This is a genomic window from Clostridia bacterium, assembly GCA_036654455.1.
Taxonomy (GTDB): Bacteria; Bacillota; Clostridia; order Christensenellales; family CAG-314; genus JAVVRZ01.
In genome coordinates, this window is record JAVVRZ010000003.1 from 211,047 (window position 1) to 227,562 (window position 16,516).

13 protein-coding genes and 1 riboswitch are annotated in these 16,516 nt (G+C 38.4%); of the genes, 8 read left to right on the top strand and 5 right to left on the bottom strand.

From position 1 onward, the window contains the following. Positions 1-54: 54 nt before the first annotated feature. From nagA to RR062_04815, 4 genes are all read right to left on the bottom strand, one after another. Positions 55-1,215 carry an N-acetylglucosamine-6-phosphate deacetylase gene (gene nagA, locus RR062_04800; GenBank protein MEG2027027.1) on the bottom strand — a complete coding sequence of 387 codons (1,161 nt, stop codon included), beginning with the start codon at positions 1,213-1,215 and terminating at the stop codon, positions 55-57. Positions 1,216-1,418: 203 nt separating this feature from the next. Continuing rightward, positions 1,419-2,240, bottom strand: a complete 822-nt coding sequence (locus RR062_04805) for a hypothetical protein (protein ID MEG2027028.1) — start codon at positions 2,238-2,240, stop codon at positions 1,419-1,421. 2 nt (positions 2,241-2,242) lie between these two features. Continuing rightward, positions 2,243-3,313, bottom strand: coding sequence for a transketolase C-terminal domain-containing protein (locus RR062_04810; GenBank protein MEG2027029.1), 1,071 nt, complete (start codon positions 3,311-3,313; stop codon positions 2,243-2,245). Between the two features lies 1 nt (position 3,314). Continuing rightward, a complete protein-coding gene (locus tag RR062_04815) occupies positions 3,315-4,181 on the bottom strand; it encodes a transketolase (protein MEG2027030.1) in 867 nt (288 codons plus the stop codon). A 207-nt stretch (positions 4,182-4,388) separates the two neighbouring features. Between RR062_04815 and RR062_04820 the strand changes: the two genes are divergently transcribed. After that, positions 4,389-5,279: an EamA family transporter gene (locus RR062_04820; GenBank protein MEG2027031.1), complete on the top strand. Its 891-nt coding sequence runs from the start codon at positions 4,389-4,391 to the stop codon at positions 5,277-5,279. Positions 5,280-5,425: 146 nt separating this feature from the next. On the opposite strand, the gene RR062_04825 is transcribed toward RR062_04820, so the two are convergent. Then, entirely contained in the window at positions 5,426-7,948 is a 2,523-nt protein-coding gene (locus RR062_04825) for an O-antigen ligase family protein (GenBank protein ID MEG2027032.1), read from the bottom strand. Between the two features lie 225 nt (positions 7,949-8,173). Further along, positions 8,174-8,251, top strand: a riboswitch (cyclic di-GMP riboswitch). A gap of 176 nt (positions 8,252-8,427) precedes the next feature. Here RR062_04825 and RR062_04830 point away from each other — a divergent pair. The 7 genes from RR062_04830 to RR062_04860 all read left to right on the top strand — a co-directional run. Beyond that, on the top strand, positions 8,428-9,156 hold the full coding sequence (locus RR062_04830; GenBank protein MEG2027033.1) for a hypothetical protein: 729 nt from the start codon (positions 8,428-8,430) through the stop codon (positions 9,154-9,156). A gap of 100 nt (positions 9,157-9,256) precedes the next feature. Continuing rightward, a complete protein-coding gene (locus tag RR062_04835) occupies positions 9,257-10,207 on the top strand; it encodes a hypothetical protein (protein ID MEG2027034.1) in 951 nt (316 codons plus the stop codon). 61 nt (positions 10,208-10,268) lie between these two features. Next, positions 10,269-11,210 (top strand): hypothetical protein, encoded by a 942-nt coding sequence (locus RR062_04840; GenBank protein ID MEG2027035.1) that lies wholly within the window; start codon positions 10,269-10,271, stop codon positions 11,208-11,210. Between the two features lie 34 nt (positions 11,211-11,244). Beyond that, positions 11,245-12,255: a hypothetical protein gene (locus RR062_04845; protein ID MEG2027036.1), complete on the top strand. Its 1,011-nt coding sequence runs from the start codon at positions 11,245-11,247 to the stop codon at positions 12,253-12,255. A 185-nt stretch (positions 12,256-12,440) separates the two neighbouring features. Continuing rightward, positions 12,441-13,193 carry a S26 family signal peptidase gene (locus tag RR062_04850; GenBank protein ID MEG2027037.1) on the top strand — a complete coding sequence of 251 codons (753 nt, stop codon included), beginning with the start codon at positions 12,441-12,443 and terminating at the stop codon, positions 13,191-13,193. Between the two features lie 53 nt (positions 13,194-13,246). Continuing rightward, the gene (locus RR062_04855) at positions 13,247-14,779 is read left to right on the top strand and encodes a hypothetical protein (protein ID MEG2027038.1); all 1,533 of its coding nucleotides are present in this window, start codon (positions 13,247-13,249) and stop codon (positions 14,777-14,779) included. Positions 14,780-14,783: 4 nt separating this feature from the next. Continuing rightward, positions 14,784-16,516: hypothetical protein (locus RR062_04860; GenBank protein MEG2027039.1), on the top strand; the 1,733-nt coding region annotated here is incomplete at its 3' end.

Consider the following 16,516-nt stretch of genomic DNA (forward strand, 5'->3'; position numbering starts at 1 on the left):
AGATTGATTAAAAAGCTTAGCCATTAAAACTACATAGAATTAATTTGATAAACTTTAATTTACCCTTTTACCATTAATATAAGTTTGTAAATTGTCGCCTATTACAAAAAAATCCGCAACTTTACCAACTTCAAGAGTTGCATATTTTTCAAATAAATTAAATAGCTTAGCTGGGTTTTCCGTTTGGCACGCTATGACTTCTTCGAGTGGCAAATTTGTAAATCTTATAATATTTGTCAAGGCTAGATATGCGTTAAGCGTACTGCCAGCCCGAGTAGTCGTATTTGTCAAAAAAACTTGACCGTAGTCTACCGTAACTGAATTTCCCGCAAGCGAATAAGTTCCGTTTGGCATATTTGTAGCCATTATGCTGTCGGTTATGGCTATTAATTTATCTTTTTTTATTTTAAATAACAGTTGAATAATTTCTTTTTCAAGATGCTTGCCGTCGGGAATAAATTCGCAAAAGTTGTCGCCAAGTACAGCTGACAGGGTTATATTTGGTTGGTGATGGTCAATGTTTGGCATAGCGTTAAAAGTGTGCGTAAAGCACTTTGCGCCTAAGTCTATGCAGTCTTGCGTTTGCCGATAGGTAGCGCCCGAGTGACCTAGCGAAATCGTAACGCCACAATTTGCTAAATATTGCGTAAGCTCTCTACTTCCGTCAAGTTCGGGCGAAAGCGTGATATATTTGATTAGTCCGCAAGCCGACTGCTGAAATTCTTTAAATTTTGCCACATTAGGTATTTGCAAATAGTCTTTGTTTTGCGCTCCGCAATATTTAGGCGACAAAAACGGACCTTCTAGGTGTATGCCCTTAATTATAGGATAATTTGAACTTACCCGAGCTAAAAAGTCTAAACTACGCTTAATATTGCTGTCGCTATCCGTCATAATTGTGGGAAATACGCTTGTAACTCCGCAAGAATAGTAATAATTTAATACTTTTTCTAATTGAGTTATGGTTGTCAAATTGTTAAAATCGTAACCGACTGCGCCGTGGGTGTGAATATCCCAGAGTCCTGCGACTACTTTTCTACCGCTTAAATCGATTATTTCGGCATTTTTAGGATATTTATTGTTGGTTTTGCCAGCTGAGATATCTTTTGCCGTATTATTTGATACGAAATTTACAATTTTATTTTTTTCTACGGCAAGGTCGCCGACAATAAACTTATCTTTAATTAAAAAGTTGCCATTTGTAAAAATTTGCATAAACCACCTCGCAAAATTATTATACCACCTAAACAATTCTTTATCAATAAAAACATAAAATTTATAAAAGATAGATATTTATTTTTTTAAAGGGGTACAAAAGATAGATATTTTAAACAAAATTAATGCAACCAAAAATTTACAAAAAATGGAAGTTCTTAAATAGAACTTCCATTTATATTTTTAACAAATTTATTTAATTGTTAGAAATATGTGCCTTGCGCATAAGCGCCAACCGTAAGTAACATTTCGCCTAACGTTGAAGCAAATTCCGGCGCTCCTTCTACGATTAAGAATTGCTTTGCAATATAGTCTATCATATCGGCTTTGCTCATTAGTATTTCTAGGGCGTGATAGGGGGTGTCAAACCGCATAGTAAGGAAAGGAGTACAGCGTGGATATTTGCCTCTGCCTGCTTTGGAATTTCCCTGACAAATTCTTAGGTAGCTAGACAGCTCGTCATAGCCCGTAACCGCCCACGCATAAGCTCTGTCGGGAGAATTTGCCGTAAATTTAGTCACCAAGCTATGTCCCTGCTTATTAAGTTGGCTAATACCGTTAGGTAAGAGATAAAAATATAACTTTACAAGTAAAATTTGGTCGGTCAAATCTTTTGGAGGGTCTTTGGCTTGAAGTAGCCCCGCCATTTTGAGTAGAGCGCCCATAATTGCCAAAAATGCGCCAAAGTGCTTAATTACGCCCTTCATTTTAGGTAGTGGCATACCTTTTCCCGAAAAGAATATAATAAACTTTTTTAGGTTGGGAAATATAAATTCTATGTCGGGGTTAGGGTGTATTTGACTAACGTGAATGTCAAAGTTGCCGTTATCTATTACGATATATGTTGCAAGCTTGCCCTGTTCGGCTTTGTTGTAAAGCGCCGAAACTTGAAAGACGACTTTTTTGCCTAGAAACTTCTTACCTATCTTTTCGCAATCAGTCGCTACTACTTTAAGCAGTGGCAGAGCCGAGTTAAAGAATATTCGTGCGGCATATAAATCGTCTTGGGTAATAATGTCATTCATAATTACACCTCGTCTGTCCAGTCAATATCTGTTTCAAAATCTTTGTCGTTAAACTTAAATAGCGTCTTTGCGCCCTTGCCGGTATCTACCGTCGCTACCGATGTATTTTTAAGTTGAGCTATTGCGGACTTAACAATGCCGTTGCTGTCGATACCTATAATTGACAATAAATCTTCGTGGAAACCTATCTCGGAGAAGGTGTCTTGCAGTCCTAGTTTTGTAAAAGCGCACGCTTTACCGCTAGTAGCTATCACTTCGCCTACGGCAGAGCCTAACCCTCCTATTACCGAGTGGTCTTCAACTGTGATTATTCTACGAGTTTCTTCTACCGCCTTAATGATTATGTCTTTGTCAATAGGCTTAATTGTGTGCATATTAATTACTCTTGCCTTGATATGGTAATCGTTTTCTAGTATTTTTGCCGCTTGTATAGCTTGGAAAACACAACTTCCATTTGCGATAAGAGTAATGTCGTTACCTTCTTGCATAACTACGCCCTTGCCGAATTCAAAGCCATAGTCGGCTGTGTTGTAAACTGTTTGGTCAAACCCACGATTGATACGAATATAGACCGGGCCTTTCATAGCGTAAGCCGCTTTAACCGCATTTGCCGTTTCGATACCATCGGCGGGGACGATTATTTTTAGGTTGACAAGTCCTCGCAAAACGCAAATATCTTCTATTGCGTGGTGAGTGCTACCGGCTTGACCGAAAGACGTTCCGCCGTGCGTACCTATAATTTTTACGTTTAAGTTTTGATAACAAATATCGGTGTGTAGTTGGTCGGTAGCTCGCATACTTGCAAAAACTGAAAAAGTGCTAGCAAATGGAACAAGACCTGCAAGCGCCATTCCTGCGGCAGTACCAAACATATTTTGTTCGGCAATACCCATATTAAAGAATCTGTCGGGAAACTTCTCCATAAAGTCGCCTATTTTAGTTGATTTAGCTAAGTCTGCCGTAAGAGCTACTACTTCGGGGTGAGCTTCGGCAAGTTCGACAAGCGTTTTGCCATATATTTCTGCCGTTGCCATCTTTGTGCTTTCTACGGCTGTGTAATTCATTCCTCCCATATTAGTTTACCTCCTCAATGCGTTGCAAGCGTTTAGCAAGATATTCCTCTAAGTCCTTTTGAGCGATAACATATTTAGCGTCGTCCATTGAGCCATAGTGCCACTTGTAATCGCCAGCCATAAAGCTAATGCCTTCGCCCTTTATCGTATCTAGAATAATGCAAACGGGCTTGTCGGTAGCTTTAATTGCTTTTTCAAGAGCGCAACTCATATCGTACATATTATGTCCGTCTACTTCAATAACTTCAAAACCAAAAGCTCTCCATTTGTCGGCAAAAGGTTCAAGTTTCATAACTTGTTCGGTAGGTCCGTCAATCATAGCTTTGTTTCGGTCGACTATGGTAATTAAGTCGGTAACTTTGTAGTTTGCCGTAGCCATTGCGGCTTCCCAAACGCTACCCTCGTCGCATTCGCCGTCGCCTAACAAAACATAAGTTTTGTAGTTAAGTTTGTTTACTCTTCCGGCAAGAGCTATTCCAAGAGCAAGCGAACTGCCGTGACCAAGAGAACCCGTTGAAGCTTCTAACCCCTTAACCTTGTGAAAGTCTAAGTGCATACCTAGTTTGCTCTTAGTTAAGTTAAATGTTTTTAGTTCTTCTTTGTCTACAAGTCCTAAGGTAGAATATAGGGGAGCAAGGGCTAGACCTATATGTCCTTTGGAAATAACGCACCTATCACGAGTGGGGTTTTGATAGTCTTTGGGGTCGAAATTAAGGTATTTGTAATACAATAGCGTTAAAAAGTCTATCGAACTTAAACTACCGCCCATGTGTCCGCTACCCGCCCAGTGACAAGTATCCAGAGTTAGCTGTTTGATTTGACTAGATTTATGTTCTAGCTCAATCCATTCTTGCTTTGTAATTGGCATTAATATTACCTCCTATTATTTGTTCAATTAAAGTATAACACTTTAAAATAAATATTCAAGAGTATTAAAAACAATATTTAAGTCATATAGATAATTTTGCCTTAACATTTAAATTTATTATTAAAGCGTTTGCATAAACCATAGGTAATACGCTATAATGGTTGAGCTTGATAAAAGTAGGAATTTATTGAGTTATTTGGAGGGGCTATGTGGTATTTATATTCTTTAATCGCTCTATTGTGTTGGAGCGGGTCTGACTTATTTAGTAAAGTTGGTTCTCGTCCCGACGACAAGTACAGCCACTTTAAGATGATTATGGCGGTTGGTTTTGTTATGGGGTTACACGCAATTTACCAACTTGTTTTTGGGGGCGTAACCATTACGTTTGGCGATATCTTAAAATACTTGCCTGTTTCAGCCCTCTACATAGGTTCTATGCTACTTGGATATATCGGGCTAAGATATATCGAACTGTCTATCTCCTCCCCAGTATGCAACTCTTCCGGCGCTCTTGCGGCCTTACTTTGCTTTATTTTTCTTCATCAAGAAATAAATACTTTACAAATAATTGCAATCTGTCTAACCGTTGCCGGAGTAGTCGGGCTAGGAATTGTAGAGTATAGAGAAGACGAACAAATGCGGATACTTAGACAAGAAAAAGCAAACGTTAAATATACAAAAAGCGTTATTGCAATTTTACTGCCTTTGTTATACTGCTTGCTTGACGCTTTGGGTACGTTTGCCGATGCAGTCGTACTAGAAACTATGGACGAAAACGTAGCTAACGTTGCCTACGAATTGACATTTTTAACAGTAGGGTTTATAGCTTTTGTTGTGATAGTTTTGTTTAAAAAGCAAAGGTTCACCCTAAAAGCCGACCTCCCCAAACTTTTCGGCGGTATATTAGAAACAGGCGGACAGTTTGCCTATATATTTGCAATCGGCGCAAACGCAATAGTATCTGCGCCTATAATATCTTCTTACTGTGTGCTTTCGGTAATTTGGAGTAGAATTTTCCTTAAAGAGAAACTTTCTTACAAACATTATATAGCTATATTTTTGACGATTTGTGGAATTGTAATGTTAGGCTTTGAGTAGCGTTTTTTAAAAAATAGTCATTTGACACAATATTTAAGGCGGATAGCATAACGTCTATCCGCCTTTTTTTGTTATATTTTAAATAAATTTTAGACAATTCTTTGCAAAAATTACTTAATCTCTCATTGCCGTTACACGATTAATTTTTATATTTTAGGATTGCGTTCGTTCAATTTTTGGTAAATTTGGTCGGCAATTTGTTCTGCGCCGTAAGAAGCGTGGGTCGAGAGAGCTTTTGCTTTAAGTTCACGCTGTAAATCAGCGTCAAAATAAAGTTTTTGTAAGTATTTAATTGCTTGCTTTACGGTATTTGCTTTTACTGCGCAACCGACTTTGATGTAATACTGCCCGATTGCCTTTTCAATAGGGGTAGTGTAGAGGGTAATGATGCTAGGCACGCCAAAGTAGCAAAACTCGGCGATAGTGTTAGCTCCGCTTTTTCCCATAAAACAGTCGGCGCAACCTACTACGTTAAGCATATTATTGCAATATCCTAGCGGTAAGAAGGTAATGTTTGGTTTGGCTTTAAGTTTTGACAGTTCTTCAAACATTTGTTTGTTGCTACCGCATACGGCTATTACGGTTAGAGGCAAATCAAGTTTTATTAATTCTTGCGCTACGTCTTTAAGTTTTCCGCAAGCGTAACCGCCGTCTACAAGCACAACGGTAAATTTATCAAGGGGTACGCCGATAATTTTACGATTTTCATTTTTGTCTAAGCTTATTGAAAGCGCTTCTTTTCGTATTGCAAAGGGAACTACGGCAATTTTGTCTTTATCTACTCCCAAATATTTAACAGCCTCGTCTCTGCCTTTTTGCACGCTGATTAGCGTTAAGTCGGGGTCAATATCCCACTGCATATCCATATCTGCGTCGGGGCAATATAGAATATTTTGCGGTGGGTTAGGCAAGCGTTTTGCCACGTAACTAGTAGCCCAGTGCGTGCTAAACACAATATCGGCGTCGAACTGACGCATTAAATCGTAACTATCGGCATAAGCGTTTTTTACAAGACGTTCCATAATAAATTCCATAAAGACATCTTTTCCAAATAAGTGCATACCAAAAAAACATAGTTTGCCATATCCACGCAAAGTGTTGTAGCGTTTAACTTCTTCTACCATACGTTGCTCAAAGGCAACAAGACTAGCCTTGTTGCTATCTTTATAAAATGAAGTTCGTGTAACATCGCAAAGCTGTCCGTATTTTGCTTCAAACGCATCGGCGACGGCTTTCATAGGCATAATATGACCTAGTCCTGCTTCTACAAAGGGAAAAAGAACTTTTGCCCGACGGTTTAAAGGGGCAAAGACCGTCTTTTGTTTATTTATAGTTGCGTCATAGTCTTTTTGTATCGCCACCATAAATACTACATAATAAAATATAAAGTAGAAGAAAAAGAAAGAACAGTCAATAAACGAATAGCCTATAATGGCGCACAGCCCTAGCCCTAAGAAAAATCTATCGACGGTAATTTTTTTAACTATTACGATTATTGTAGTTATGCGGTGGAAGATGTAACTTAATAGACCTACTATTCCGCAGTTGACTAGAAATTGTATAAATGTATTGTGGTAGAAGTAGGTTATGCTTGGCGGTTGTTCTAAATATCTGTCCATAAAGCCAACGCCTAAAAATGGTTCTTTTACAAATATTTTAGTTATTCCCTCCATATAAATTTTAAATCTACCCGAATCATTCAAACCCGAATGTATATAGTGTTGTAAACTTGCGTAAACGGTATCCCACTTGATAATCGCAATCAATATAACAAATACCGCCATAGTCACAAGACAAATAATATTGCCTAGCCTACCCCTTTGATTTTTAATCAATGCAAATACCATACCTAAGGCAAATAGGGGTAGCGAAAGTAATAGGCAACCTCTACAAAATGTAAAGTAGATGCCGACAATCATTAAAGCCGAAAGAATAGTAAAGATGTATCCTCTTTTGCTGACGCTTGCATAGTAGAGGGTAAAAGCTAGCCCAACAAGCAAAATATTAGCAAAGTTATTAGACACGCCCCAGCCCATATATACATACCCTTTATTAAATGTTTGGCGAAGCGGTTCGCTCCTTATATAAAGTAGGGCAATTTGACAAAGCATAAGTACCGAGGCTACAATTACCGTCCTTGCAATATACTGCATAGAGGAAGTTTTTGTTCCGGCTTTAAGCAGAACGTATAGACCCGCAAAGCAAATTGCAAACGCTCCGCCCATTAACATAGAAAGTATATTGTAATCAGTATAGAATATACCGCCAAGCGTAAGCGATGCCGAGATAGCTACAAGCCCCCAAAACTGCAAGTCAAGTTTAACTTTGGGCTTGTATTTAATTAAGTAAAAGATAATCGAGGCGATTAATAATGCAAAAAGAATTATAATATAGGGGATATATGGTACAATACCCGTCTTGTACCAATTTGCGCTTTCCTTTTGCCCTACGCACATAACCGTCATAAACAGTATAGGCGAAATGGTAATTAAGTCGTTCCCTATTATAAAAGTTAGGATAATAAATACGCAAAGTATACAAACCGTAATCACTTCAAGGTTAAACTGACTACTTAGCAAAACAATTACCGCTATAAAAATAGGATAAAGTATGCTTCGCTGAAAAAGTTTAAACATTTCTAAAAAATTATTTCTATTTTTTGTTATCATTTGTACTTTCGTCCTTATGTATTTAAAATATTTTATCATAATTTTATTTTTTTGTATATACTATTAGTAATTATAATGCTATAATAGTATTTAGCTACTTGCAAAATAGCAGTGTTTGTAATATGACAAATTTATTATGTAACAAAGAGTATCTTAGTATTTAAATTATTACTAAAATATTTTATAAATGTGTTGACAGTCGGTTTTTGTTGTGTTACAATAGGTTAAACATAAAGGCAAACTTATCGTGAGGTAAGGACGCAAAGCTATAGGGTCTATTAATTTAGATAGCCAGTTGCTGTTATAACAAGTATGTTATAATGGCTTTTTTATTTTTGGATACATATTGTAATTAGCCATTATTTTAGCTGACAATTAAGTTAGCTTAGAATAATGGTTTTTTTATAGTAATATTGCCAAAATAGTCATTTGATTGTAACATACAAGCAAGTGACTTTTTATTATTAAGGGAGATGCCAATGAGAGTTAGACAAGTTGCAAAGTGGTCAAGAAGATTAACACTATTAAGAATATCCACTATTGCAATTATCGTTACTTCTTTGCTGTCAATATCAATAATGGCGGTAACTTATTACGGCGATAAGGTTGGCAATTATATAGTAAGCGTTAAGAAGGACACCTTGTGGGGGCTTTCGCTGAGCGAGATGCCAGATTTTACTTCTTCTAGCGCAAACTTAATAGCTCCGGGCGTTAAGAACCTTACAAATATTACTTATGGTACTATCAACCCTAGCGACAAGACACACTTAGGCGGTTCGCACAACAGGTACGAGGGCAATCAAGGTATGTACTTTGCATACACCTTCTATTTGCGTAACGAGTCGACTCAGCCGGTATCATATAACGCAACAATCGATATCGAAGGCGAATTTCTTGACGTAAGCTCTGCGGTAAGGATAATGGTTATTAAGGACGGTTTGTCTACAATCTACGCAAAGGCAAGACCCGACGGAACTGCCGAAGACCACCAATACTTAGAGCAAAACAACGCAGGTTACGGTTACAGCACTCAAATGTTTTTGGACGGCAAGCATATCGTAAATCAAAAATATATTATCGGGCTTAAAGAAACTCACAAGTATACTGTAATTTTATGGCTTGAAGGCGAAGACGAACAGTGTACAAACGCAATTAAGGGCGGTTCGATTAGACTTGCTATGGGTTTTGAAATATCAAGTAAGAAATAAACAACCTAATCAAATAAACTGTCAACCAAAAATAAACAAGTAAAACAAATTAAAATAAAAACAAATTAAAAACTTTTAAAACATTTAGGAGGAACAAATTATGAAGGCAGGAAGATTATTCTTACTAGTAACGGCGCTAGTCCTTACAGTAGCCTTAGCAGGCACAACAACATTTGCTTGGTTTACCATGAACGACACAGTAGGCGTTACAGGTATTAACTTTAACGTAGGTGGTAGCGAAGGGCTTATGATTTCGGCAAACGGAACAACAGGTAGCTACCGTGCTAACTTAAAGTCAAGCGACACAGCTATTGGTATGCCCGGCGCAACCGAAATAGTTCTCAAACCCGTTACGCCCAAACTAGCGTCAGGCGCTTGGGACACAACAGACGGAACATTTAACTTTTTAGATAGAGCCAACGTAGATAAGGGTGACGTTAAAACTTGGGCAACCGGTAAAGACTTCTTTGTACAGAAGTTCTGGCTAAAAAGCGACGAGAAGATGGATATCAAATTTGCAACCCTTGAAGTAATTGCAAAAGATGGCGGTTCGGCAAAGACATTTAATAATATATTTACAGCTGGCTTTGACGCAGATGGAACCGGTGGCAACGCTTATCTTCCAGACAGTGGTAAGACTCTTGACGTAAGTTATTATGGCGGAACAGGCGCAGACTTAGCTTATGGCGAAGCAGTTACGGCGCAAGCGCAAAACGCAATAAGATTTGCAGTATTTACTATTGCTAACGGTGTCTACACCCTAAGCTTTATTAGCAACCCTAACTATGATAAAGGTTGGAAAGACAATAATTTAGCCGCTGACTTATATGACGTTATCGAGAACAAAGGTCTTAAAACCAACGTTACCGAAAGCACAGGCATAGTAAACGGAATACCCACCTCAGTAGTTGGTCAAGTTGCAGCTGACGGAACACCTCTACAAATTGCAGTTGTAGTATGGCTAGAAGGCAAAGACGGCGATTGCTTTAATGGCATTATCGGCGACAACCTTACAATTAACTTTTCCTTTAAAGGCACAAAAGTTGTCTAAGCACTTATAAAAATTAAAAAAATAACACTTATAAAAAATTAAAAAAATTAAGGAGAAAATTATGAAGACAGGAAGAATATTGATATTAGTAATGTCGTTAATTCTTACAGTAGCCCTAGCAGGCACAACAACGTTTGCTTGGTTTACTATGAACGACACAGTAGGCGTTAACGGGCTCAACTTTAACGTTGATGGCAACGAAGGGCTTATGATTTCGGCAAATAATTTAGACGGTAGTTACCGTATGAATTTAAAGTCCGGCGACACAGCGCTAGGTATGCCCGGTACGGCGGATATCTCTCTTACCGCAGTTACCCCTAAGCTAAGTACAACTGCGTGGGACGCAACTTACGCTTTTGAAGACAAGGCAGGAACGCAAACCGGCACGGTAGCAACTCCGGGCGCAACAGGCGGATTTTATGTATTACATCTATGGCTCAAATCTGACTTAGCTATGACGGTTACGTTAGACAAACTTACAATCGGCGCAGTTGCTGGAACTGGCAAAAATGTTCAAAACCCTTTCCAAGATAAATTTGACGCAGACGGAGCGGGCACCGCTTATGCTCCAACAGCAGGCAAAACTCTTGACGTAAGTTATTATGGCGGAGCAGGCGACGACATTGCAACGGGCGGAGCTATTACAGCCGAAGCTCAAAATGCTACAAGATTTGCAGTATTTACAGTAAACGCCACCACCTATGCTTTTAAAGCTGCTTATGACCCTAACTCAACGTTAGGTTGGGCAAATAACACAGCTAACTTAGCGGCAGACCTATACGATATTATTAGCAACCAAGCTCTTGGAACAACTACTCACGTAGAAATGACAGGCATTAAGACAGTCCCAGACGCTGACGTGATATGTACTCTTACCGCAGGCGTAGCGCAAGAAATTGCAGTTGTAGTATGGATTGAAGGCAAAGACGGCGATTGCTTTAACGGCATTATCGGCGACAAGCTTGTAGTTAGTTTTAGCTTTAAGGGAACAAAAGTAGTTTAATTAATCACAGGCATAAAAATTAAGGAGAACAATAATGAACAAAACTAGAAAATTAGTCATTATGATTACGGCGCTTGTTGCAGTCATAGCCTTGTCCGGCACTACAACTTATGCGTGGTTTTCTATGAATGATACAGTTGATGTTTCAGGACTTAATCTTCAAGTTACTTCTTATGGCGGGCTAGAAATATCAGCAAATCACGCAGAAGGCTCTTATAGAACTCAACTTTCACAAGGTAGCCCGGGAATGCCCGCAAAAGATGCGGTAAGGACATTAGCGCCCGTTTCACCTAAATTAGCTGTGGGTTCTAACGCTTGGGATAACTATGTATTTGAGAAGATGACACGCAACCAAACTAGCGGAACAAGAGAATATACAAATAAAGGTAGCGTTAGCGACGTTAATACCGACAAAGACTTCTTTGTTCAAAACTTTTGGATTAAAAGCGACAACGCAATGGAATTGAAGTTGACTAGCTTACTTGTAAAGCCAAATAGCTCAACTACCAATACATATAGCTATATAAATCCATTTGCGCAAGGCGCAACGCCAACTTACCCGGGTTACACTGTCAGCGGTCAAGACACCTTAGACGTTTCTTACTATGATAGCAACAATACCGGCGCAAATTCTAAGCAAGGCGACAGGATAGTAGCTTACGCTCAAAACGCTATTAGGGTAGCAATATTTATAATAACCGGCGAAGGCACAGGTGAAAGTCCTTATGTCTATACGTTAAAATATATCTACAATCCTAATTACGACCAAGGGTGGAAGGATAACAACTTAGCAGCCGACTTATTTGACTGTTCCTATGGCGATGCTTATGGCACGACAAATACTACCGAAGTAACTTGCGCAAACGGAGTTAAGCTTAACGGAGTAAGCAAAGGTGGCGATACGTTAGGCAATATCACGGACAAAGTCGAGCTACATATAGCCGTAGTAGTATGGCTAGAAGGCAAAGACGGCGATTGTTTTAACGGTATTATCGGCGACGACTTAACGATAGACTTTGAAATTTCGGGTATTAAAATTCCGTAGAACAAAAATAACATTAACTAAAATTTAATTAACTGTTGCAATTTTATTAAAACAAAGGTATAATTAAATTTGACTCAGCATCAAACAACAAATAAATTATATTTTTCTTTCTCATACTGTAAATAAGCGGTATGAGAAAGGAGAATATATCAAGAGCTAATTCAAATTTAAGGACGGATACAACAATGAAGAAGACAAAAAAACAAATTATTGAAATTATCATCGACGTAATTGCAGTTATTCTTTGCGTATTATTACTGATTGTAGCAATTAATGTAATAGCGTCAAGCGGAAAAGGTTATACCGCTTATTTTGGCAAGTTGTACTTGCCGGTAGAATCTAATTCAATGTGGTCAAGCGACGAAGCAAACCGCAAGCCTACTACGGACACTATGTTAGGCAGTTTCAAGAAGGGCGATATGCTTGTCGTTGACGAATTAGACGATGAAGAAAAACAAAATTTAAAGGTAGACGACCTCATTACCTTTAAAATGGTCGTAGGCGAAGGCAAAGACAGGGTAGAGATACTCAATACTCACAGAATTGTCGGCATTGTTAGGAGTCTTGACGGCGAAAAAATCCTTACTTGTTTGACAAGAGGCGATGCGGCGGCGGTAGATAGTGAGCCTGAACGTTCGCCGATAGACTTTGTAGTAGGCAAGGTCGAAAAAATTAAAGTAGACGGCGGTGGTTTCGGTCTATGGATAAGCACTCCTAGCGGATTTTTTGTAGCCATAGTGTTACCGTCACTACTCGTAGTAGCTTATTTTGTAGCTATGCTAATAATCACCTTTGTGCAAAGGAATAAAGCAAAGTCTGCAATAGATAAAGAAGAAATGAGAAAACAATTAGAAGCCGAGATAAGAGAACAGCTTGCCACAAAGAGTTCGCCCGAAAATGTTGATACCGAGGCTGAAACTCCTAAGCAACAAGATTAATCTTCTTCTAAACCAAATAAATAAAATAAACAAAAAGCGTTGGTAACAATAAGATGACTGAGTTTGCGCAATATTATTTAGACTTTATATTAAAATTTTTTAGCAATATCTGGAAATTTATACTAACTATTTTTTCGGCTTTTGCTAATATTTTTACAACTGACTTTCCAAGCTATTTTAACAGTCTTGGCGTGGCTATGGACGAGTGGAATTTTTGGGGTTGGCTAGTTTGGATATTTGTCGTGCTTGTAAACGCAGTACTAATCTTCTTTCTTTGTTACCGCATAGCTCAATGGATAAGACGATATATTATATATCGAGGCAAAAATATTGAAAAAGACAAACTTCTTGAAGAATTAGCCGTTGCAAAAATGCAAATTACCGAGCTAAACAAAGAGAAAGTTCGTCTTTACGAGTTGCAACTAGGCACTAAGGTAGCAGGCAGTTTTGCAGACAACTCAAAGGCAGACGCTGACGCAAGCGCAAGCGCCCAACTCACCACTAGATTTAACAAGTTATCTTTACTTGACCAACAATATGAGAATCAACCGCACGTAACCGTAATGAGCGACGCAGATAGGCTTACTCTTAAAGAGATTACCGAGCGTTTTAGAAATTTTGCGTGCAGTCAACTTAATCTTTATTATACTCTTGACGCTGTTAGATGTTACTTTGCAGGTATGGCTACAACCAAAGTACTTATACTTGAAGGTATCTCAGGCACGGGTAAAACTAGCTTTACTTACGCTATGGCTAAATTTTTCGGCGGTAATGCAAGCATAGTATCGGTTCAACCTTCTTGGCGTGACCGTGCCGACCTTATTGGCTACTACAACGAATTTAATAAACAATTTAACGAAACCGACTTTTTAGCAAGCGTGTACGAGGCGGACTATCGTGACGACCCGCAATTTATAATTCTTGACGAAATGAACCTTGCAAGAATTGAATATTACTTTGCAGACTTTTTGTCAATTATGGAAATGCCCGATGTCGACGAATGGAATATTGAAGTTATAGCAAGGCAATCTTACGACGACCCCGAACTTCTTAACGAAGGTAAACTTAAAGTTCCTCAAAACTTATGGTTTGTAGGCACGGCTAACCAAGACGACTCAACCTTTACAATAACCGACAAGGTCTATGACCGTACGATAGCTATTGACCTTAACAAAAGAGGCGAATATTTTGACGCCCCTCTTGCAAGTAGCGTCAATATGTCTTACGACTACCTAGAAAGAATGTTTTACGAGGCTACGACCGACTATCATATATCTAATCAGGCACGTGAGAATATCAACATAATTGACGAATATTTGACCGAGAAATTAAAGATTTCTTTTGGTAACCGTATTAAACGGCAAATAGAGACCTTTGTGCCAGTATATGTCGCTTGTGGCGGTACAGAAGTTGAAAGTTTAGACTTTATATTTATGAGCAAAATTTTCCGCAAATTTACTATGCTCAATATTCCTTTTTTAACCAAAGAGCTCAACGGCTTAATCGCCCTACTTGACAAACAATTTGGCAAGGGCGTTATGACGCAATCTATCGAGTACATTAAACAACTAATCAAGACGGCATAGTAAAATGAAGGATTATATTGAGGCTTTTTTACAAAAGAATAAAAAACTGCGTTCGCCGGTTGAAAGCGTTCACAACTGCATAAAAGCTGGCAATAACAGAGTAGGTAGCCAGCAAATTTTTCAATCACTATTAATTGACGACAACTGGGTTGACAAAGTCAACTCAACATTATTATCTATTCAAAGAATTGTTACCAATCCAAGAATTTTTATTAAAGAAGAAAGACAAATTGTATCTGTCGACCGCACAAGAAAAGTCGACGGCGAAACAATTCGTTATTTAGCAAGACACACAAGCGATATCAACGATATAGACGACGACGGTGCGGTTAAGCCAAAGCAATTAAATACTGGCGTAGCCGAAGTCGAAGTGGGCATATACGAAAATAGAGTTGTGTACGCCTTAATTTTGCGTATTGAACGTTTTTGTTTGAAGGCAATCGACGAGATAGGCGACAGAATTAACACAATAGATACAACCTCTCTTGACGTAACTTCGCAATATATTATAGACGACCGCAAATTTGACTGCAACATCAATATGAAGATGGACAAAGAGAGTAGCGACAAGGTTGTAGTCGAGAAGAACAAACAGTTGTTAGCCAACATCAAAGAGTTATTAAAGCAAATTAAGTCAATCAAACACACCCTTTTTTACAAGACGTTGTCGACCTACAAAAAAGTCGTTCCGCCTATCAACAAAACGAATTTATTTTCTAAAAATATCGACTACAAAAATTGTTACGATTGTTGGAGTTATTTGTCGGCAAATAATGAAATAGAATGTAAGTTGTCGGTTTCTTCTGCGCCAATCGAGCTAAAACGTAAGTATTTCGACGATATTTCCTATTTAATTTTAGCCGCAACGCTTACTTTTGCTTACAATGCCGACTCAAACAACAACTTATTAGATAGGCAAAACGCTAAGAAACTTACTTCACGTAAATATAAAATTTTGCGTACTGTCAATTTTGACCCGTTGCTACCGAGAACAACGACGGCAAACAACGTTGATTTAATCAATCAATATTACTTTGACAAGATGCGTGAACTAATCAACGATATCAAAGAGCAATTCAACCAAAAAGGTAAGACCGACCAACAAACGCTGTCCTCGACGTTTAGCACGCTTGCGTTTAAGACCAAGCGACTCAACCTCGCTATGTTTGAAGAAGCCCTAGGCATTAAAAAAGAATTTAATCCCACTAGCGCAAATCCCTTAGACCGAAAGAAAGAGCAAATCGCCTTTCTCGAAGAACAAATTAAGAAATACGCTTACATTGTAGGCGCTTACAAGAGAGATAAAACCTTAGAAGTCAAAAAACAAGCCACAAGGGTTAAAAATTTAAAGAAAATGCAAAAACAGCTTGCAAGACTTGAAAAAATAGAGGCAAAAAATCAAGCCGAAAGACTTATTAAAGAACAGCAAGAAGCTATTAGAAAGCAAGCCGAATTGGAAGCCAAAAAAGTAGAATTAGAAAAATTAAGAATTGAAAAGGAACTCGCTCATAAAGCCGAAGTGGAGTTGAGAAAGCAGGCAAGGCAAGCCGAGCGGATAAAAATAAGAGAACAAAAGGAACTGGCTCACAAAGAGCAAGTCGCTCTAAACAAGCAGGCAAGGCAAACTCTACTTGAACAAGCAAGGCTTGAAAAAGAGCAACAGCATAAAAAAGAAATTGAGGAAAAGCGTATAGCTCTTGAAAAAGCTCGTGAAGAAAAGTTAGCTCTTGAAAAAGC